Below are 19,803 nucleotides of genomic sequence, written 5' to 3'. Positions count from 1 at the left end.
GACGTATCACGCCACGTCTTTCTCCGTGCGCCTTCGGCGCTGGGTCCAGCCGGGCGGGGATGCCCTCGAACCGCGAGCCTTGTCATGATTTTCCCGAGCGCATCCGGCCGGCCGCTTTTGACGAAAACGCGATGGCCGGCGCTCGTCGTCGCGGCTCTCCTTGCGCTCCTCGGCGCGTTCCCGGCGCGGGCGACGACGGGCGTCGACTGGACCGCCCGGACCGGAATCGCCGCCCCCTGGCGTGCGCTGACCTATGGCAATGGCCTGTTCGTGGCGACTGGCAGTGGCTCCACGCTGATGACGAGCCCGGACGGGGTCGTCTGGACCAGCCGCACGTTTCCCTTGAGCACCTGGTATGGCGTCACCTACGCCGCCGGCCAGTTCGTGGCGGTTGGCGCCAGCTCCACGGCGACGAGCCCGGACGGGGTCACCTGGACCAGCCGCACCGTCCCATCCAACAATTGGTACGGCGTCGCCTATGGGGCTGGCCTGTTCGTGGCGGTCGCCAGCGGCGGCGGCGTGATGACGAGCCCGGACGGGGTCACCTGGACCAGCCGCACGCCAGCTTCTGGCGGCGGCTGGCAAAGCGTCACTTACGCCGCCGGCCTGTTCGTGGCGGTTGGCGTCAGCGGCGTCGTGATGACGAGCCCCGACGGGATTTCCTGGACCAGCCGCACCTCCGCACTCAGCAGCACATGCTATGGCGTCACCTATGCCGCCGGCCTGTTCGTGGCGGTTGGAACCAACGGCGCGGTCATGACGAGCCCGGACGGGACGACCTGGACCAGCCGGAGCGGCCTCGCCTCCAGTTGGCGCTCGGTTACATACGGGAACGGCCTGTTCGTGGCGGTTGCCTACGCCGGCACCGGCCCCCGCGTGATGACGAGCCCGGACGGCGTGACCTGGACAGCCCGCACCGCGCCCGCGGCCACCACCTGGATGGGCGTCGCCTATGGCAACGGCCGCTTCGTTTCCGTCTCCTTCGATGGAACCAGCCGCGTCATGACCTCGGGCTCGGATTGCGGCGACGGCCTCGCCTATACGGCGGGGGACTGGCGGCAGTTCGCGACGCCCTGCGCGGCGAGCGCCAGCCCGGCGAGCGTCGCCAGCGTGCTCGGCAACGCCCCGACCGCCAATCTTTCGGCCGCGACCTACAACGCTCAATGGGCGCTCTACGGGCGCAACGCCACCAACAGCGGCAATACGCTGCTGACCTCTTCGGACACGCTCGGCAGCGGCGCAGGCTACTGGATCAAGAGCTTCTCCGCGCCGCTCAACGGCAAGCTCACGGTCGCCGGCGCGGCGGCGGCGCCCACGACCGGCGTCTCCGGCTGCCAGTCGCTCGTCGGCTGTGTCGTGGTCGCGGTCGGTTCGACGACGGCGGGATCGCGGATGCTCGGCAATCCCTTCGGCTACGATATCCCATGGTCGCAGGTCCGCATCCGCGTCGGGGGCGCGTCCGGCACGGTCTATACGCCGACCGCCGCCGATGCGGCCGGCTATGTGAGCAAGCAGATCTGGATCTGGAACGGCAGCTCCTACGACACCTGGGACGACGCGACGACGCCCGGCAATCTGAAATATTCGCAGTCCTTCTTCATGAAGGTGCTCACGGGCGGCGCCGGCCAGACGATCGAGCTTTTGATCCCGGTCAACTCAACGATCTAGACCGCGCCGCCGATCTGGAGCGCGGGCTTGCGCCGCGGCGAAACTGAATGTAACGGGGCGTATCACGCCACGTCTTTCTCCGTCCGGCTTCGGCGCTGGGTCCAGCCGGGCGGGACTGTCCTCGAACCGCGAGCCTTGTCATGATTTTCCCGAGCGCATCCGGCCGGCCGCTTTTGACGAAAACGCGATGGCCGGCGCTCGTCGTCGCGGCTCTCCTTGCGCTCCTCGGCGCGTTCCCGGCGCGGGCGACGACGGGCGTCGATTGGATCGGCCGGACCGCCTCGGTGAGCAATAGTTGGCGTGGGATCGCCTATGGCGCTGGCCTGTTCGTGGCGGTTGGCAGCACGAGGGCGATGACCAGCCCGGACGGGATTACCTGGACCACCCGCACGATGGCCGCATCGGTCAATTTGCAGGGCGCCGCCTATGGCAATGGCCTGTTCGTAGCGGTTGGCGGCGGCGGCCTTGCGGCGACGAGCCCGGACGGGATCACCTGGACCAGCCGCGCCGTCCCAAGCAACGGCTGGGCGAGCGTCGCCTATGGCGCTGGCCTGTTCGTGGCGGTCGGCGGCTCCGGCGCTGTGATGACGAGCCCGGACGGGATTGCCTGGACCGCCCGCACGGCGGCGGCAAGCAACAACTGGTATGGCGTCGCCTATGGCGCCGGCCTGTTCGTGGCGGTCTCGAACTCCGGGGCGGGCAACCGCGTGATGACGAGCCCCGACGGAATTGCCTGGACCAGCCGGTCCCCCGTCGACAACAACTGGAGAAGCGTCACCTATGGCGCCGGACAGTTCGTGGCGGTCGCCACCAGCGGGAGCGGCAATCGGGTGATGACGAGCCCGGACGGGATTGCCTGGACCGCCCGCACCGGGATCGCGGCCAACGTCTGGACGGGCGTCGCCTATGGCAGCGGCCGCTTCGTTTCCGTCTCGCTCGACGGAACCAACCGCGTCATGACCTCGGGAACGGACTGCGGCGACGGCCTCGCCTATACGGCGGGGGACTGGCGGCAGTTCGCGACGCCCTGCGCGGCGAGCGCCAGCCCGGCGAGCGTCGCCAGCGTGCTCGGCAACGCCCCGACCGCCAATCTTTCGGCCGCGACCTACAACGCTCAATGGGCGCTCTACGGGCGCAACGCCACCAACAGCGGCAATACGCTGCTGACCTCTTCGGACACGCTCGGCAGCGGCGCAGGCTACTGGATCAAGAGCTTCTCCGCGCCGCTCAACGGCAAGCTCACGGTCGCCGGCGCGGCGGCGGCGCCCACGACCGGCGTCTCCGGCTGCCAGTCGCTCGTCGGCTGTGTCGTGGTCGCGGTCGGTTCGACGACGGCGGGATCGCGGATGCTCGGCAATCCCTTCGGCTACGATATCCCATGGTCGCAGGTCCGCATCCGCGTCGGGGGCGCGTCCGGCACGGTCTATACGCCGACCGCCGCCGATGCGGCCGGCTATGTGAGCAAGCAGATCTGGATCTGGAACGGCAGCTCCTACGACACCTGGGACGACGCGACGACGCCCGGCAATCTGAAATATTCGCAGTCCTTCTTCATGAAGGTGCTCGCGGGCGGCGCCGGCCAGACGATCGAGCTTTTGATCCCGGTCAACTCAACGATCTAGACCTCGCCGCCGGCCGGGATCGCGGGCTTGCGCCGCGGCGAAACTGAATGTAACGAAGCGTATCGAATTGAAAACGCGAGCCGTGCCATGACCTTTCGGAGCCCACCCCGCCGGACGCCCTCGACCAGATCGGCGAAAACCCGGTTGGCGTGCATCGCCGCGGCGGTCGTCGCGCTCATCGCGCTCCCCGCGACTGCGCTCGTCCCGGCGGCGTCGGCTCAGGAGACGCCGCCGGGCTGGCGGGTGACGCTGCGCGTCGAGACCCCGGCGAAGGCCGTCAAGGCGCGGGCGACGCTGGGCCAGTTCCCCGGTTCGGTCGTGGGCTATGACGGGGCCGATCTGGCGACCATGGCGCCGTTCGCCGCGCCGTGGCTGACGCTCGTATTCCCCCATGCCGACTGGGGCGCGAAGGCCGGCGATTACGCCACCGACTTCCGCGCTTTCGACAATGCGCCGGGCCAGTGGCTTTTCGAGATGCGCGCCGACAGGGCGGGCGCGACTGTGGTGCTGCGCTGGGAGGGCGATCCGGCGATCCTCGCGCGCTCGCGCCTCACCGACAAATTCACCGGCCGCGTGATCGACCCGACCGATCCCGCCTACGCCAACGGCTATCCCGTGACCCTCAACCCGGCGATCCGGCCCTTCAGCTGGGACTATCTCGGGCCGTAGAGCTTTTTTTGAGGCCCCGGCGTCTCGTTTCATCGCGCTTTGCTCCGGGCAGGTTCCCGCTTCGGTGGAAAGCGCGCCAAGGCCCCCGGTAAGGAGCAATCCGTATGCGTGACCAGACTCATCCCGCTCATCCCGCCAGCGAAAACGAGACGCCCGGCGCGGCCGGCGACCCCGAGGCGGCCGACGCCGAGCGCCGGGCGATCCTCGCGGGTCTGGGCAAGCTCGCGGCGCTCACCCCGCCGACGGTCGTGACGCTGTTGATGTCGCAGCGCGCCTCCGCCCAGTCGATCAATCCGCCGCCGCCCGATCCGAACTGAGACGCGATGCTGAGGGCCGATCTCGGGAGCGCCCGCGTGCTGGCGCGTCCGGGCGATCGCCGGCTGTGGGTGCTCGACGCCGTCAGCGGCGCCCTGTGGGACGCGCAGGCGGCCGGAGTGGCGCCCGCCGCCATCGCAGACGCGCTCGCCAGACGTTTCGGCATGGAGATCGAGGCGGCCGGGCGCCACCTCGATCGGCTCCGCGACAGCTGGCGCGGCGCGGGTCTCCTCGACGCCGCCGTCGCGGCCGCGCGGGACGACGTGTTTCCCCCGCCGCCGGCCTTTCCGGCGCCGGGCGCGGCGCCGCCGCAGCCGCATTCCCTTCGGCTCGCTCTGCGGCTCGACATCGCCGGGCAGGCGATCGTCGCCGACATCGAAGACCCGGAGTTGCGCGCCCTCTGCGCGCCCCTACTGGCGCCGCTGGGCGCAACCGGCCGGCGCGCCGGCGCCGACGCGCCGGTTGCCGATCGCGTGATCCTCGCGGGCGATCCCATGCGCTGGCGGCTGACGGTCAACGGGGCGGAGATGGAGCGGTTTCCGCCCGCGCGGGAGCCGGTCCGGGGCAGCAACGGGCTTTCGACCGGATCGCCAGGAGCGCCTGACGCCGGCGCCGGGCGGGACGCGGCCGTCGTCGCCCTGATGACGACCCTCGCCGAGCTCGGATGCCGCACGAGGGATCGGCTCCTCGTCGTCCATGGCGCCGGCCTCCTGTCGCCGCAGGGCGCCGGCCTGCTGCTCGTCGCCCCCGGCGGTTCTGGCAAGACCACGCTCGCCATGGCGCTCGAGGCCGAGGGCTTCCGCTTGCTGAGCGACGATGTCGTGCCGATCCGCGCCGACGGCGCCGCGCTCGGCCTGGGCCTGCCGGCTTGCGTCAAACGCGGCGCCTGGGGCGCGCTGGCCGGCCGCCGGCCGGATGTGGCGCAGGCGCCGGAGGTCTTTCGCTTCGGCCAGGCGGTTCGCCTGCTGACGCCGCGAAACCCGCCTTTCACCGGCGCCGTCGCGCCCGGCGTCCTGCTCTTCCCCGCCTATCGGCCCGGCGCGGCGCCAAGCTCGTCGTCGCTGACGCCCGAACAGGCGTTGCGCGGCCTCGTCGAGGCCGAAGCGGTGATCCGGGATCTCACCCAGTCGCGGCTCGACGCGTTGTGCCGCTGGATTTCCTCCATGCCGGCCTTTTCGCTCGCCTATCCGGACCTCGACGCCGGCCTCTCGCTGGTTCGCCGCGCCCTCGCCGCGCCAGCGGCGTCACCATGACGGCGGCGGACATTCCGCAAAACTGGCGCGACCTCGCCGCCCTGCTCGATCCGGCCGGCCTCTGTCCCGATCCGCTCGAGGAGGGGCGGCCCCTCGACTGGCATGGCCTTTACGCGCTGGCCGCGGCGCAGCTCGTCGCGCCCGCGCTCCACGCGGCGCTCGAAGCGACCGGACGCTTGCGCCGGGCGCCGCCGGAAGTGCGCGCCGCCCTGGGCGAATTGCGCCGGCTCAACGAGGCGCGGAACCGGCGCCAGAGAGCGATCCTGCGCGACGCCGTGCGCCTTCTCAACGCGCAGGGACTGGAGCCGCTGCTCTTGAAGGGCGCCGTCGCCTTGCTGCCGGACCAGCCGCCCGTCGCGCGCGCGCGGATGATGAGCGATCTGGACATTGCGCTGCGCAACGCCGATCCGGAGCGCGGCGAGGCGGCGCTTTACGCCGCGGGCTATCGCTGCGCGGGCGGCGCCTTCGAGCTTTCGCATTACCGCCGCTTTCATCATCACCTCGCGCCCCTGTTCCCTCCCGGCGGCGCGGGCTATTTCGAAATCCATCGAAGGCTGTTTGCCGACGAAGCGTCGGCCAGGGCCCTGCCGCTCGCGGACGTCTGCGCGGCCGCCGAGCCGGCGCAATGGGAGGGCCTGCGGCTCTGGATTCCCTCGCCCGAGCACCGTCTGCTCCACAATGCGCTCGGTCACCAGATTCAGGACGCGATCATCCGCGCCGACACATGCGCGCTGCGCCCGCTGATCGAATTCGCGCAGCTGCGCGCCTCGCCCGCTGCGGCGGGGATCGACTGGAGCGATCGACTGAGACGCCTCGACGCCGTCGGCGTCGGCGACCCGCTGCGCGTCTACCTGCTTCTGGCCGAACGCCTCTTCGGCCAGAAGCTCCCGGCCGGGGTGACGGCGCGCCAGGCCAACCGCCGCGCCGAACGCCGCGTGTGGATCCTGATCCGCCGCCCGCGTCTCTTCCGCGCTTACGCTCTCGCCGGATATGTCATGCGCCTGCCGCGGCGGCTGCTGACGCCGGGCTGGCGCTCCGCAATCGAGTTGCGGCTTCGCCGCCGATGGATGACGCCCTGACGCGCCCGCCCGCCCGCGAATTTGAGGGCCTCTTCGCTTTATGTTAATCCGGCGACAGGGAAAGGACGGGCAAGGAAAGGCAAGGCCGCGCCGTGCTCCCCCTTTTTTGAAGAGTGTTCAGCCGCGGGATGTGCATGGGCCTCGAGATCCTCGCTTCCGAAACGGGTTCGTCCGCGCTGCTGCGTCTCGATGGCCGTCTCGACATGGAGACGAGCGCATCTCTCGCATCCGCTCTCGCGGGCGCCGGCGCCCGATCGATCGTCCTCGACATGGCCGAGTGCGGATATGTTTCGAGCGCCGGTCTTCGCGTGCTGCTGATCGCGCATCGCGATCTCGCCCGGACGGGCCATTCATTGTCCCTGATCAACGTCACGCCGCTGGTCCATGCGGTTTTCGAAACCACCGGGCTGGACCAGATCCTGCGCGTCGGCCGGGCGGCGCGGTCCATTTCTCTCGACGGCGCGGAGCTGATTTCGAGCGGCGCCTGCGGGGATTGTTATCGTCTGGACCGCGAGACCGTCGTCAAGCTCTATCGCGCGGGCGTCGATCCCGCCATTGCCGAAAAGGAGAAGAGATTCGCCAAAGCCGCCTTTCTTCTCGGCGTGCCGACGGCCCTGTCTTATGACGTCGTCGCTTGCGGTTCGCGCACGGGCGTCGTCTATGAAATGATCGACGCGACGCTGTTCAGCGCCATCATCAAGGCCGATCCGGCCAATACGCAGCACCATGCCCGCCGGCTCGCCGAGATCGCCAAAGGCGTCCACGCCATCAAGGGCGACCCCGCGGTTTTTCCGCGCCTCAAGGATCAGCTCGCCGATTACATCAAACGCATGGACGCATTTCTCGACGCGTCGGACGTCGCCTATCTGCTCCAGCGTCTGGAGGCCATCCCCGACAGCGAGAATTGCGTTCATTTCGATTTGCATTCCAGCAATGTGATGATCCGCCAGGACGAGGCGCTCATCATCGACCTCGGCGATTTCTCGCGTGGCGGCTATCTCTTCGATATCGGCCTCATCTGCTTCATTTACGCTTTTCCCGAATTCGGCGTCTGTGAACTGGCGACGAAGATTCCGGCCGGGCAGGGCGTGCAATTCTACGAAAGTTTCATCGAGGCCTATTTCAGCGACCTGCCGGCTTCGGAAGTGTCCGTCTTCCAGCGCAACAGATATTTTCTCGCGTCGCTGCGCGCAATTTACACAGTGACGTTTCTGCCGCAGCTGCAATCAAAAATGGTCGAGATCGTTCGGGACGGGCTCCTGCCGAAGATGCGTCTCGAATCCTGATCGTGTCTGGCGTAACGGCGTTTCTGCCCCGGAGCGCTGCAAGGAGGAAGCATTGTCCACCCTTATCGAGGAAGACGCCGCGGCGACGGATGCAATCCTCAACGCGATCGCCCATTTTCCCACGCGCAGCCTTCCGTCCGTCGTCGCGGCGGACTTCTTCAGAAAGCTAGGCGATCAGGCGTTCATGCGCATCGCCGTCTGGCTGGCGCAAAAGAGTTATGACGAGGGCGGCTGCCCGATCGGGGCCGTCATCGTCGACAATGAGACGAAGCAGATCGTCGGCAAGGGCCACAATACGCTCGTGCAGGGGAACGACCCTTATAATCATGGCGAAACGTCCGCGATCCGGGACGCGGGGCGGCAGGATTTCAGCCGCACGACGCTCTACACCTCGCTCAGTCCCTGCGATGTCTGCGCGGCTCTGCTCTACATGCGGCAGTTCGAGCGCGTGGTGGTCGGCGACATAACGAATGCGGCGGGAAATGAAGCAGTTTTGCGCGCGAAGGGCGTCAAGGTGGACATCCTCGAGGATCCGATGGGTGTCGCGCTTTACGGCAAATATCGACGCCACCATCCCGATCTCGATCTCGAAGATTGGAAAGGGCTCGGGGCGGTTCGTAAGGGCTAGAGCCTGAGTGACGCCGCGCGCCCCATGGCCTTTGCGACGCGTTTGAGCGTGAGGCGGAGGGGAGGCAAGGCAAGGGTAACGACCGCTTGCGGGCTCTGCGCCGGAGCGCCTGTCCTCGGCGCCCGGCGCTTCGATCCGATCTCCTGCTTATTGCGACGGCGCGGCGACGAGAAACGCCGCAGGACCGGCGAGGCCGGCGACCACGAACAGCAGCCCTCTGGCGTTGAAATGCGGGCCGGTCGCGGCTGCGCTCGTGGGGGCGGCGCCGAGCGGCGGTTGCAGGGCCGACGCATATCTGGCGGCCCGTAAAGGCCCCAGCAGCGCCGCTGCGACGAAACCGGTTCCCGCCGGCGAAGCGACGCGGCACCAGCCATGCATGCAGCGCCCGACATCGACCGAGGTTTGCGCCGGGAGCTCCGCGAGGGCGGCGGAGGCGACGGCCGGTCCGGCGCGCAGATAGGCCGCGTCGATCACCATGCCGGGAGAAGCGGAGGCGGCGTTCACGGACGCAGCCAGGGTTGCAGCAGCGACGAAAGAAACGAAAACGGGCCGCATGACGACCTCCCATTTTTCACTTCGATAGACGGCGAAACTAGCGCGCGCCACGGCGATCGCCAGAGGGAATGGCGCGGCGCAAACCGTGCGAATGGCGCGGGTCTGCGCGGCGCTTGCCTCGACCGCCGCCGCCACGGCGCCGCGGCGCCACGACATCGCGACCGAGTGGCGCCAGGCGCGCGGGCGGCTCCACCGGCTTGGACTGCCGGTCCATCACGCCGATTGCGCAGACCGAGCCGCCTGCAACGCGCGGCCCGGCCGGGCATTGACCGCGCCTCTCGCCGGCGATCGCAGATGGCCGTCCTCGGTGAGGGCGCGCGGGCCGCAGGGTCTCTTGCAGGGGTCGAGGGAATCGGGCGCGTCAGCTGGCCTGATTCTTTCGGTTATCGCTTCTGTCCTTCATTCGCCTCCGTGGGCGCAATCGGACTCGCTGCGGTCTGGCTTTGCTCCACTTTGACCGGCCCTGAAAGCATCGAAACCAGTGTCGATTTCCAGAACGATTTCAGGATTGCGGAGTTGGAGCGGAGAAAGTGAGGCGATGTGTCTCCATAAATCAAATTGCCGCCCTGCAAAGTTAAAGAACAAGCTCCACGCTCACAAAGTTCGTCGTGGGGGTCTAGGTAAACAACACCCGGTTCCACCAGCGATTTATATAGCTCCGTGAGCCCGGCTCGATCTGATTTGGATGTCTCGACCTGCACCTGACAGGCTTTGAGATTTCCTCTTTGGGCGATCTCTGTCTCAAAGTAAATCGCTGGGCCACAAGGCTTGGGAATGTCATCCACCAATATGAGCGTGGCATGATGGGCGAGGACAAGCGATTTGAGGACGTCAATTTTGCCTTTCAATCGGTCGATAACATGGCTGTTTGGCCTTCGCGGCATCTTGTCTCCCTGATCGACGCGATCCCTCGACCAGGAAAACACGACGACGTCGCCGGATCGCAGATAATGAGAAAAGAAATCAATGTGGGCCTGCATGCTGTTTTCCAGACATGCGGTAGCACACTTCTTCCCTTCCAGATCGTTGATGAAGCCGTATTCGACGAGGTATCGCACGCCTATTTCCGTGCGATCTTGAACCGCTTCCTGGATGCTGGCGACGTGATTCGATGAATGACTGTCGCCGATCACATATATGTTGTTCGAAGAGCTTTTTTCAGGAAGCAAACAGTCTTGAATGGCTGTCTCGACTCTTTGCGGCGTATGACAAGGCAATGAGCGCTGCATGATTTCGAGGCCGGCGTAGGCCGGCGGATTCACGCGATGCGCTATTTCGGCCAGCGGTCGCTTCAAGGGAAACGCGAGGCACAGTATCAATATGGCGACACTGGCCGACGCAGCGAACCCGTAAGCGATTGTGCGCGATCTGCTCTGCGGCCATTTTGAATGACGCGCCGGATTTTCCACGAGCCAGTAGGAGCCGAGCGCAAGCAGAAAAATAACCGCGAACTGCCAAGGGGCGGTCCATGCGTTTACGCCCGTAGTCCATCTGCCCAATGAGATGACAACCCAGTGCCACAGATACAGCGAGTATGAGATGGCGCCGATAAATTGTGGAATCGGGTGAGACAGTATCTTGTAGGACGTATCCTGAACTCTGATATTCGCAATCAGAATGGCAGTCGAAGCAACAGCGATCAAAGTTGCGATGACCGCTGCACTGACCGGCAGCCACAGCGATGAGATCAGCAATATCAAGACAAAAAACGATCTGTTTCTCAGAAATTCGATATGCCGAAAGGCATCCCTGAATTTTTCCAGCGCAAGAAAAGAAAGACAGCCTATGCCCAGTTCCCACCATCTTGTCGGCATGAGGAAGTAGGCGGCTGGTTGGTAGACAGTGTAAAAACGAATAAAAGCTCCGAGCGAAATCACCGAAAGCGCGGCTACTGCAAGCGCCGTGCCTCGACCTTTTATGTAGGTATTGCCAAGCCAAAATAAAAGCGGAAACAAGAAGTAAAATTGCTCTTCAACCGAAAGAGACCATGTGTGCAGGAAGACGTTTGTTTCAGCGGAAGGCGCAAAATAATCGGTAGCCTGACGCAGCAAGTAAAGATTCGAGAAGCCAAAGACCGAAAAAACCGCCGTCCTCAAAGATAGCTGTGGATCCGATAGGAGCAGGCTTGCGAGCACAGAGGATATAGCGACGCACAAGAGAAGCCCCGGCAGCAGACGCTTCATGCGCCTTACGTAGAAAAGTTTCAAAAAATCTGCCAGACCGGCTTCTCTCGACCGGGATAAAGATGCGGTAATTACAAAGCCGGAGATCACGAAAAAAATATCGACCCCCAGATATCCACTTGGAAGAAACCCTTTGTCGAAATGATTCAGGATTACTGCAATAACCGCCAGAGCACGGAGTCCTTCAATTTCCGGTCTGAAATCTGATTTCTTCGATATAGAATGATTTTTGCCCTCGCTCGAGCAGTTATCTTTCAGCATCGGCGCCTATCATCTCGAAAGAGGTTTCCCGGATATCAGCAGGGCGCGGCGCGACTCCATTTTCTTTTCGCGCTCCGCTAACCCCATAGATTTCACCATATTTGCGAACCTGCCGGAATAGGAAAACGAAAGCCGGCAGTTTTAGGGCGGTGACATTATCCAGATGGTTCATTATCTCGATCGTCGGCCTTTAGCGTGAGCTTTTCCGGGCTTGTTCGACACGAACCTCAAAACGAAAAGACCCCGCATCGGGCGAACCGATGGGGGACCTTTGTCGCGCGTGGCAAAAATTTTGGCGACGGCCTGAAGCTCGCAGGCGCGTCGCCAGGTCGGGCTGGGCCGTCGCAAGATCCGTCTTTGGGGGCGGATCCCCGGAGCTTTCCACCGCTCGATCGCCTCGCCCCGAGGGGCGTGCAGGCGAATAATGAATTGAACGCCTTGATGTTTCATTGCTTGCGAAAATTTTTCGCCACCCGGGCGTCTCGTCGCGCCGTCACGGATCGACGCAATAGCAGGCGGCGCCGTCGAAATTGTTGAAGCCTTCGGGCGCCGCGGAGGCGGTCGTGGCGAAGCCGACGCTCAGGGTCAGGGCGATGGCGGCGAGGATGGCGCTCAGCTTGGTCATGATCGGCTCCCGTTGGGTCTTTGTCGTCTGTCGATGATCCAAACATAACCGAAGGCGCCGAGGCCCGACGTGCGCCGGCGCACGCGGCGCGCCCGCCGGCGATCCCCGCGACTCGGTCGGGTCGGCGTTACAATACGTTGCACAATGCGGATAGCCCGCCTTGCGAAGAACCGCTATCCCCAAGGCGCCGGTTCCGGCGGCGCGCCGATCGTGCGATGATCCCGTCTGTCGCGCAGCGCGAGGGGTCGCGCCGACGGGCGTGGAAAACCAAAGGCGTGGAGAGGCTTGGCGTGGTTCCCTGGTCCCTGATCGACACGGCGCAGATCCCCGGCGGCGACGGCATGCTGCGGCTCATGCGTCGGGGCGCCGAATTCTCGATCATGCTGGGCGCCAATGAGCTGATGAACAGCCGCCTGAGCGGATCGGAGCAGGCGCTCGCCACGCTCGCCTGCGAGAGAATTCAATCCAATCCGGCGCCGCGCATCCTCGTCGGCGGTCTCGGGATGGGCTTCACCCTGCGCGCCCTGCTCGCGGCCGTCGGCCCAAAGGCCCAGATCGTCGTCGCCGAACTCGTTCCCGCGGTGGTGGCGTGGGCGCGCGGACCGATGGCCGACGTCCACGGCGCAAGTCTGACCGACCCGCGCGTCACGATCCGGGAGACGGATGTCGGCCGGCTCATCGACCCGGCGCGCGCCGTCTATGACGCGATCCTCCTCGACGTCGACAACGGCCCCGAGGGGCTGACGCGGGAGGCCAACGACGGTCTTTACGACAGGGCGGGACTGAGCGCCGCGCGCGGCGCCTTGCGCCCCGGCGGCGTCCTCGCCGTATGGTCTTCCGGCCCGGACCGGCGCTTCACCCAGCGACTCCACAGGGCCGGCTTCGGCGTCGAGGAGATCAGGGTGCGCGCCAATGGCGGACGAGGCGGGGCCCGGCACGTCGTCTGGATCGCGACGCGCCCTGTTCCTTAGTCCCTCTTCGGCTTCGGGCTTCTTTTCGAGCCGTCGGGCGATGGCGCGCGTCGCGGCGCCGTCGGCGCGCCGGATCTCTCGGCGCGGATGCTGTCGCCGCTCGGGAGCGCCATGTTGGCGATGAAGGCCGCGGCCACGCGCTCGGAAATTTCCACTTTCGTCTCATTGTCGAAAATGCGGATGGCGCCGATGTCCTGCTTCGTGATGTTTCCGCGCCGGCAGAGCATCGGCAGGAGCCATTTCGGATCGGCGTTCCTCTTGCGGCCGATGTTGAGGCGGAACCACGTCGCCTCGCCCGGCAGGCTCGCGGCGTGCGGACGCCTGTCCGGCCCGCCGCGGCGGCTTGCGGCGGGGCCCGCCGCCGCGCGCTCGCGGCGCTCGGGCTCCTGTCCGGGGTCCACCACCTGCTCGATCGCCGGAAGACGCGATCGGTAGAGACGGACCAGCGCCGCGCCGAGCTGCTCGGGGGTGCGCTCGGCGAGCAGCAGCCGCGCAAGGCGGGAATCCTCTTCGCTCTCCGCCTGCGTCAGCAGCGGGTCCTGCAGCAGGCGGGTCTGGTCGAGATCGTGGATGTCCTCCGCCGTGGGCGGCCCGCTCCATTGCGCGACGACGCCCGCGTCGGCAAGCAGGCGTTCGGCGCGACGGCGGCGCGACGCGGGCACGAGCAGCGCGCTGACGCCCTTGCGCCCCGCGCGCCCCGTGCGTCCGCTGCGGTGCTGCAAGGCTTCCGTATCATGCGGAAGCTCGGCGTGGATCACGAGGCCGAGATTGGGCAAATCGATGCCGCGCGCCGCCACGTCGGTCGCGATGCACACGCGCGCCCGCCCGTCGCGAAGCGCCTGCATGGAATGATTGCGCTCGTGCTGGCTCAGTTCGCCCGACAGCAGAACGGCGGAAAAGCCGCGTTCGAGCAGGGTCGCGTGCAAGTGCCGGACGGCTTCGCGCGTGTTGCAGAAGACGATCGCCGTCGGCGCCTCGAAATAGCGCAGGAGATTGACGGTCGCGAGCTCGGTCTCGTTCGGCGCCACGCGGACGGCGCGGTAGTCGATGTCGGCGTGTCCCCGCTCGCCGCGGGCGACGTCGATCCGCCGCGCGTTGCGCTGGTAGCGTTTCGCGAGCGCCGCGATGCCTTTCGGCATGGTCGCGGAAAACATCAGGGTTCGCCGTTCCGGCGGCGTGGCCTCCAGGATGAATTCGAGATCCTCCCGAAAGCCGAGGTCGAGCATTTCGTCGGCTTCGTCCAGGACGACGGCCGCGAGCCCCGCCGTGTTCAGTCCGCCGCGCTCGATGTGATCGCGCAGGCGCCCCGGCGTGCCGACCACGATGTCGGCGCCCTCCGACAGCTTGCGGCGTTCGAGGCGCGCGTCCATCCCGCCGACGCAGGCCACGATGCGCGCCGACGCATATTTGTAGAGCCAGCCCAGTTCTCTCTCGACCTGCAGGGCGAGTTCGCGCGTCGGCGCGACGACGAGCGCGGCGGGCTCGCGCGCGTCCCGTCTCTCGGCGGCGCTCAGCACGACGGAGGCGACAGCCAGTCCGTACGCAATGGTCTTGCCCGAACCGGTCTGGGCGGAAACAAGGATATCGCCGCCCTGGGACTCCTCCGCCAGAACCGCCGACTGCACGGGCGTGGCGGAGGTGTAGTTGCGATCCGCGAGCGCGCGGGCGAGCTTGGCGTCCGTTTGAAAGAAAGTCACTTTGGTGTTTGGCCTGCTATGTGGGAGACCCGTCGAATGTCCTTCGACGCAATGGACAGGGGGCACCGTCCTCGACGGGCTGCTCGCGTCAGATCGACGATTCAAATCGACGAGGAAGCAAACGCGGCCCCGGCTGGGCGCCTCGGGAGGGTCGATAAACCCCGAGCGCGATCCAACCCCCGGCGATTGCTCTTGGAGCACGCTTCCCGCCTTTGCGCAACTTCGATTTCCGCCGCCGCCGCGCCGAAGCCTATTTGCCTGTCCCGCGGGGCGACGCGCGCGGCGTCTTCCCGTCGTCCTCCTCCTTGCAGCAGGGATCGTCGATGTCGATCTCGACACAGACGCTCTTGACGTGAACGCGACGCGCGTGACGACCGTGGAGGCCCATGCAGTCGAGCAGCGCCGATGCGGCGTCGCGGCATTCGTCGTCGCGATCGCAGGGCGGCGCGCCGCCGCCCGACGGCGTGATCGGCGCGGGATCGCGGCCCGGCTGCTGAATGATGACGCCGGGCGGCTCGATGACGCCCGGATCCCAGGTGACGCCGACGCCATAACTTCCGTCGCCATTGTCCGTGGCCGCCCCGCCGATCGTGACGCCCGGCATCGGCGATAGGGTGAATCCGTCGCCGCGTCCCGGACCCAGCGGATTGCCATAAACGTCGCGGGGCGTGATGACGAGAACGCCGTGACGGCCGTCCGGCAGATCGACGACGCCCGTCAGCGTCGCGCCCGTGCGGCCGGGATCGACGCCGCAGACGACGTGAATCGACCAGATCGCCTCGCGCGCGGCGCGGCAGCCCTGCCCATAGGACGCCACCGCCCGGAAGTGGTAGGTTCCTTCCGCGCGCGTCAGATCGAGAAGCGGATTGTTGAAGATTCCGTCGGGCTCCAGCGCGCCGTCGTCATGCGCGCCGTCGTCGAACAGCGGCGTGCTGATCGTGGTCGTCGCCACCGGCAGCGCGCCGCCGTTCTTTTTCGCGACGGCTTTGAGCGTGGCGTGGAAGCTGTTGACCGGATCGGCGGAGACGGTCGGCGGATGCAGCCCCTCCTGCGTCGTCAATTGTCCGAGCGCCACGCGCGGCGCCTCGATGAAGAGCTCGACTTTCGCATCGCGCGGCGTCGTCCGATTGGGATAGTGCAGGCCGACGCGCGGATCGATACGGTCCCCGGTGTAGAGCCGCCGCGTCGAGAGCAGCGGATAGAGCTTCGGGCCGCCCGCGCAGACGACGAGGTAGAAATACCGCACATCCGTGCGCGGCGGCGGAAATTCGCCGCCGGTCGGCAGGCGGTCGACGGTCACCCGCCAGGTTCCGTCGCGCTCGCCGAGATAGGGCAGGGGCACGCGCGTGAACGCCCAGCTTTCGCCGCGCACTTCCGGCGTCGTCCTGCCGCCGATCAATGTGCCGCCCGGCGTCGTGATATGCGCGCGCAACGGCGTCGCGGGATCGTCCCAGCCGATCACGACAGTGATGCGCTCTTCGCCGCAGACGTCGAACAGATGCGGCTCGGAGACATCCTGACTGGCGCGCAGGATGAAATCGGGATCGCTCAGCGCCCCGCTTTCGAAGATGTTGCCGAAGGACAGGGCGAAGAACTTGCGCAGCGCCAGACCATCCGTCGCGCGCGTGAAATGCCCATTGTGCGCATGGGCCAGCCTGTTGAGCAATGGCGCGTCGATATCGGCGTCGGTGCCGAAGCCGACGACGCCGAGCGTCACGCCGCCCATGTAGGGCTCGATCTCCTCGACGAAGGGCGGCGTATTCTGCAACCCGTCCGTCATCAGCAGGATGGCGCGGCCATTGGTCGACGCGCCATAGGTCAGCAGCGCCGCGCCGACGCCCGCGCCGATGCTCGTGCTGCCGCCGGCCGCGATCGCCCCGATCTTTCCGCCGGTGAACGGCGCCGGGCCGACGAGCGCGGGCTTCGCCGCCGCCGCCGGCAGCAGCCCCTGATCGAGCGCCGCGGTCGAACTGAAGGTCACGAGCCCCAGCCGATCGCCGGCGCCCTCGCGCACGAGCTGCACGAAGAGAGCGGCCGCGTCCTGCGCTTCCTTCAGCTTTGGCCGGCCGATCGGCGGGGCGGCGTCGCTCATGCTGCCGGAACGGTCGAAGACGATCGCCACATCGAGAGGATTTGGCGGCGGCGGCGGCGCCGCCAGAGCCGATTGAACGGGCGCGACCGGCGCGTAGCCGACCGAGCACCCGGAGCCCGAATGCAACGCCGCGCCGACGACCTGCCCGAGCGCGTCGAACAGGCCGGAGCCCGAACTGCCGCCGGCAAAGTCGAAGCCCGTCACCGATCCGCCGCCGAACGTTCCTTGCTGCGTCTTTTTCGCCGCGCCATTGGGGTGGTGCATGGTGAAGATCGTCTCGCCGGTCATCAGCGCCGCTGCGCGCAACGGCGCCGGCGCCGGCAAGGCGCCCGGCGCCGCGTCGAGCCGCACGACGACCCAATCGGAGTTTTGCGGCACATTCTCCGTGCCGGTTGGCGGCGCGCCCGACACAACTTCCTCGAGAACCTTGAAGAAGCGCGTCTGGTGTCCGGACGGCCGACTGAAGTCGCAGGCCGTCGCATAATCGAAGGTCACGGAGGAACTGCGCAAATCCTCGCCATTCGGGTCGGTCAGGCAATGGCGCGCGGTCAGAAAGAGATCGGCGCCGATCAGCGTTCCCGAACAGCTGGTGCAGTGGTTTCCGTCCACTTCGACGATGATGCCGGTCGCGGCGGCGACGCGATCCTTGACCGCGTCGGGGATGGTCGCCAGCGCGCAGGCGGCGTTGCGCCAGGCGAAGCCCGGCGTGCATTCGAGCCGCGTTTCGAAAATCGGATCCTGATAGACGGCGGCGGACAGGAACACGTCCGGATTGCTCTGGCTGCCGATCGTGGTGCCAGGCGCGCCGCCGCCGATCTCGCTGCTGCGCGTGGGCTGTCCCACGCCATATTCCTTGAGCCGCGCCGTCCCTTTGCCGCCCGTGATGCGGATCTTGATCGGGCCCTTGGAAACATCCGCCGGCCGTGACCAGAGGTCCGCGCCCGCGCCCGCGCTGAACACATCGGTTCCGTAGCCGAGCTCCACGGTCAGTTTCGCGGCGCCTTTCAGATTGACGCTATCGAAATGAAGGATGACGAAAAGCGGGCTGCCAATCGGCCCCGACACGGGCGTGAGATCGACGCCATTCGTTTCGTTGAAGGTTCGGCCGTCCTGGACAACGCGGCCAAGATCATGCGTCATGGCGGACCTCAAAAAAATAAATAACGCGCGACGATCGTTTTTCGCGCCAAAGAACTTTTTCACACTAACATGACTGGCGATTGTTTTGAAGGATCGTCTTTCAGCTCGGCCACGAGCCTGAACGGCGCCTTGCGCGTCTATTCCGCAAGCGCCGAGAGAATGGGCCGCGCCGCGCGAAGGGCGAGCGCCGCGATGGTCAGCGTCGGATTGGCGGCTCCTCCGGTTGGAAAGACCGCCGCGCCGACGAGAAACAGATTGCGATGGTCGTGCGCGCGCAGATTTTTGTCGACGACGGACTGCGCCGGATCGTCGCCCATGCGCGCCGTGCCCATGATATGGCCCGCCGCTTGCGCGTCGTCCTTGTGCCAAAACGACGTCACGCCGACGCGCTGGAACATCTCCTCATGCATGCGCCGCGCATTGACGAGCGCACGCTGCGTGTAGCCATCGAGACGATATGAAATCTGCACTCCGGGCAAGCCCGTCGGCTCGGTCCGGCTCCAGTCCAGGGTCACACGGTTCTCTTCCAGCGGAAGTTGCTCCGTCAACGCCGCGATACGGATGTGCCGGGATGTCTGATGTTCGAGCGCAGCGTAGAGCGCCTGTGCGCGCAGGCCGCTCATGGCGAGATCCCGCGCCGTCGATTCCGGCGCCCCTGTCGGCCAGGTCCACCCCTCGTTTCCGATTTCGAATCTCAGCGCCGAGTCGGTCGCGCGCCTCGACGAGCGCCTGAACTGCTCGACGCCCGACGTCGAACCCGGTCCTCGATAAGGCCAGACCGGATCACGGGCGAGGGCCCAGCTCAGCTGGATCGGATGATCCATCAGATTGCGGCCGAGCTGGCCCGACCGGTTCGCGACGCCTTCCGGACATTCATTGGATCTCGAGGCCAACAGCAGACGCGGCGTCTCCATTGCATTGGCGGCGACCACGACGATGCGCGCCAGCACGCGCCCGGTCGATCCGTCGCGACGCTTGAACCGCACCGCTTCGACGCGCCCGTCTTCCCGACACTCGACGAAGGTGGCGCAGGTCTCGGCAAGTAGGCGCACGCCGAGGCGCTCGGCGCGCGCGACATGTATGGTCGCGTCATATTTCGCCTGGATGGGGCAGACGGGGATGCAGCTCGCGCTTCCGTGGCAGGATGGACGGCTCGACGACGCCTGCGAGCGTCGCGCCTGTGGCGTGGCGCGGACGTCGAAGCCGGAGCCGCGCAGCGCCTTCTTCCAGTAGAGGTCCAGAAAGCTTTGTTGGACGGCGGGCAGCGGATAGGGCGCCGAGCGCGGCGACCCCAGATCGTCGGCGTCGTCGCCCGAAACCTCGAGTTCTTCTTCCGCCTTGCAATACCAGGGTTCGAGCTCCTCATAGGACATCGGCCAGTCGACCGCGAGGCCGAAAAGCGACTTCAGGCGGAAGTCGTCGGGAACGAGGCGTATCGCGGTTCCCAGCCAATGCCAGGTCGTTCCGCCGACTTGCCGCAGATAGGTCGAATTGAAGATATCCGCGCCTTTTTGAGCGTAAAAACCGTGGGGGTTCTCGGTCGTGGGATGCGGCGTGAACTCCGACTGTCGATACGCCGACTCGGGCGTCTTCGGATATGCGGCGTGAAATCGTTTGACGGCCTCCGCGCGGTCGACGCGCGGCCCCGCCTCCATGAGAACGACGCTTGCGCCATTTCTCGCAAGCTCGCAGGCGAGAAGCGCCCCCGCGACGCCCGAACCGATGATCAGCGCCTCCGTGCGAATGTCCATGTCGGCTC

General features: G+C 66.5%; 16 protein-coding genes. 9 read left to right on the top strand and 7 right to left on the bottom strand.

Annotation, left to right across the window (positions count from 1 at the left end; genetic code table 11):
• Positions 1-84: 84 nt before the first annotated feature.
• From WOC76_RS23695 to WOC76_RS23660, 8 genes are all read left to right on the top strand, one after another.
• Positions 85-1,668, top strand: coding sequence for a WD40/YVTN/BNR-like repeat-containing protein (locus WOC76_RS23695; protein WP_341387425.1), 1,584 nt, complete (start codon positions 85-87; stop codon positions 1,666-1,668).
• A 140-nt stretch (positions 1,669-1,808) separates the two neighbouring features.
• Entirely contained in the window at positions 1,809-3,290 is a 1,482-nt protein-coding gene (locus WOC76_RS23690) for a hypothetical protein (RefSeq protein WP_341387426.1), read from the top strand.
• An 87-nt stretch (positions 3,291-3,377) separates the two neighbouring features.
• The gene (locus tag WOC76_RS23685; protein WP_341387427.1) at positions 3,378-3,959 is read left to right on the top strand and encodes a hypothetical protein; all 582 of its coding nucleotides are present in this window, start codon (positions 3,378-3,380) and stop codon (positions 3,957-3,959) included.
• Positions 3,960-4,063: 104 nt separating this feature from the next.
• On the top strand, positions 4,064-4,276 hold the full coding sequence (locus tag WOC76_RS23680) for a hypothetical protein (RefSeq protein WP_341387428.1): 213 nt from the start codon (positions 4,064-4,066) through the stop codon (positions 4,274-4,276).
• A gap of 6 nt (positions 4,277-4,282) precedes the next feature.
• Positions 4,283-5,527, top strand: coding sequence for a PqqD family peptide modification chaperone (locus WOC76_RS23675; RefSeq protein ID WP_341387429.1), 1,245 nt, complete (start codon positions 4,283-4,285; stop codon positions 5,525-5,527).
• The gene (locus WOC76_RS23670) at positions 5,524-6,606 is read left to right on the top strand and encodes a nucleotidyltransferase family protein (protein WP_341387430.1); all 1,083 of its coding nucleotides are present in this window, start codon (positions 5,524-5,526) and stop codon (positions 6,604-6,606) included. Before WOC76_RS23675 ends, WOC76_RS23670 begins: the two co-directional genes overlap by 4 nt.
• Positions 6,607-6,740: 134 nt before the next feature.
• A complete protein-coding gene (locus tag WOC76_RS23665) occupies positions 6,741-7,892 on the top strand; it encodes an STAS domain-containing protein (protein WP_341431631.1) in 1,152 nt (383 codons plus the stop codon).
• Positions 7,893-7,944: 52 nt separating this feature from the next.
• On the top strand, positions 7,945-8,520 hold the full coding sequence (locus WOC76_RS23660) for a nucleoside deaminase (protein WP_341387433.1): 576 nt from the start codon (positions 7,945-7,947) through the stop codon (positions 8,518-8,520).
• A 147-nt stretch (positions 8,521-8,667) separates the two neighbouring features.
• Here WOC76_RS23660 and WOC76_RS23655 read toward each other — a convergent pair whose 3' ends face one another.
• The 4 genes from WOC76_RS23655 to WOC76_RS23640 form a co-directional block, all read right to left on the bottom strand.
• On the bottom strand, positions 8,668-9,231 hold the full coding sequence (locus tag WOC76_RS23655; protein ID WP_341387434.1) for an SH3 domain-containing protein: 564 nt from the start codon (positions 9,229-9,231) through the stop codon (positions 8,668-8,670).
• Positions 9,232-9,458: 227 nt separating this feature from the next.
• Positions 9,459-11,519, bottom strand: coding sequence for an acyltransferase family protein (locus WOC76_RS23650; protein WP_341431630.1), 2,061 nt, complete (start codon positions 11,517-11,519; stop codon positions 9,459-9,461).
• Positions 11,506-11,691, bottom strand: coding sequence for a hypothetical protein (locus tag WOC76_RS23645; protein WP_341387436.1), 186 nt, complete (start codon positions 11,689-11,691; stop codon positions 11,506-11,508). Before WOC76_RS23645 ends, WOC76_RS23650 begins: the two co-directional genes overlap by 14 nt.
• A gap of 321 nt (positions 11,692-12,012) precedes the next feature.
• On the bottom strand, positions 12,013-12,144 hold the full coding sequence (locus WOC76_RS23640; protein WP_341387437.1) for a hypothetical protein: 132 nt from the start codon (positions 12,142-12,144) through the stop codon (positions 12,013-12,015).
• Positions 12,145-12,434: 290 nt separating this feature from the next.
• Here WOC76_RS23640 and WOC76_RS23635 point away from each other — a divergent pair, with 290 nt between their 5' ends.
• Entirely contained in the window at positions 12,435-13,115 is a 681-nt protein-coding gene (locus WOC76_RS23635; RefSeq protein ID WP_341387445.1) for a spermidine synthase, read from the top strand.
• Here the strand turns inward: WOC76_RS23635 and WOC76_RS23630 are convergent.
• The 3 genes from WOC76_RS23630 to WOC76_RS23620 form a co-directional block, all read right to left on the bottom strand.
• Positions 13,112-14,812 carry a DEAD/DEAH box helicase gene (locus WOC76_RS23630; protein WP_341431629.1) on the bottom strand — a complete coding sequence of 567 codons (1,701 nt, stop codon included), beginning with the start codon at positions 14,810-14,812 and terminating at the stop codon, positions 13,112-13,114. The two genes, WOC76_RS23635 and WOC76_RS23630, sit on opposite strands and share 4 nt — an antisense overlap.
• Positions 14,813-15,062: 250 nt before the next feature.
• The gene (locus tag WOC76_RS23625) at positions 15,063-18,044 is read right to left on the bottom strand and encodes a trypsin-like peptidase domain-containing protein (RefSeq protein WP_341387438.1); all 2,982 of its coding nucleotides are present in this window, start codon (positions 18,042-18,044) and stop codon (positions 15,063-15,065) included.
• A gap of 137 nt (positions 18,045-18,181) precedes the next feature.
• Complete coding sequence (locus WOC76_RS23620) at positions 18,182-19,795, bottom strand: GMC family oxidoreductase (protein ID WP_341387439.1); 1,614 nt, start codon at positions 19,793-19,795, stop codon at positions 18,182-18,184.
• Positions 19,796-19,803: the final 8 nt, after the last annotated feature.

This window comes from Methylocystis sp. IM3 (assembly GCF_038070105.1).
In the GTDB taxonomy this organism is placed as follows: domain Bacteria; phylum Pseudomonadota; class Alphaproteobacteria; order Rhizobiales; family Beijerinckiaceae; genus Methylocystis.
Note: the sequence above shows the minus strand (reverse complement) of the source record. Positions and strands in the feature narration are given on the sequence as shown.

What these genes read in the sequence shown, in the direction of transcription:
- WOC76_RS23695 (WP_341387425.1), top strand. Translation starts at nt 85, where the DNA reads ATGATTTTCCCGAGCGCATCCGGCCGGCCGCTTTTGACGAAAACGCGA.
- WOC76_RS23690 (WP_341387426.1), top strand. Translation starts at nt 1,809, where the DNA reads ATGATTTTCCCGAGCGCATCCGGCCGGCCGCTTTTGACGAAAACGCGA.
- WOC76_RS23685 (WP_341387427.1), top strand. Translation starts at nt 3,378, where the DNA reads ATGACCTTTCGGAGCCCACCCCGCCGGACGCCCTCGACCAGATCGGCG.
- WOC76_RS23680 (WP_341387428.1), top strand. Translation starts at nt 4,064, where the DNA reads ATGCGTGACCAGACTCATCCCGCTCATCCCGCCAGCGAAAACGAGACG.
- WOC76_RS23675 (WP_341387429.1), top strand. Translation starts at nt 4,283, where the DNA reads ATGCTGAGGGCCGATCTCGGGAGCGCCCGCGTGCTGGCGCGTCCGGGC.
- WOC76_RS23670 (WP_341387430.1), top strand. Translation starts at nt 5,524, where the DNA reads ATGACGGCGGCGGACATTCCGCAAAACTGGCGCGACCTCGCCGCCCTG.
- WOC76_RS23665 (WP_341431631.1), top strand. Translation starts at nt 6,741, where the DNA reads ATGGGCCTCGAGATCCTCGCTTCCGAAACGGGTTCGTCCGCGCTGCTG.
- WOC76_RS23655 (WP_341387434.1), bottom strand. Translation starts at nt 9,231, where the DNA reads ATGTCGTGGCGCCGCGGCGCCGTGGCGGCGGCGGTCGAGGCAAGCGCC.
- WOC76_RS23650 (WP_341431630.1), bottom strand. Translation starts at nt 11,519, where the DNA reads ATGCTGAAAGATAACTGCTCGAGCGAGGGCAAAAATCATTCTATATCG.
- WOC76_RS23645 (WP_341387436.1), bottom strand. Translation starts at nt 11,691, where the DNA reads ATGAACCATCTGGATAATGTCACCGCCCTAAAACTGCCGGCTTTCGTT.
- WOC76_RS23640 (WP_341387437.1), bottom strand. Translation starts at nt 12,144, where the DNA reads ATGACCAAGCTGAGCGCCATCCTCGCCGCCATCGCCCTGACCCTGAGC.
- WOC76_RS23625 (WP_341387438.1), bottom strand. Translation starts at nt 18,044, where the DNA reads ATGACGCATGATCTTGGCCGCGTTGTCCAGGACGGCCGAACCTTCAAC.
- WOC76_RS23620 (WP_341387439.1), bottom strand. Translation starts at nt 19,795, where the DNA reads ATGGACATTCGCACGGAGGCGCTGATCATCGGTTCGGGCGTCGCGGGG.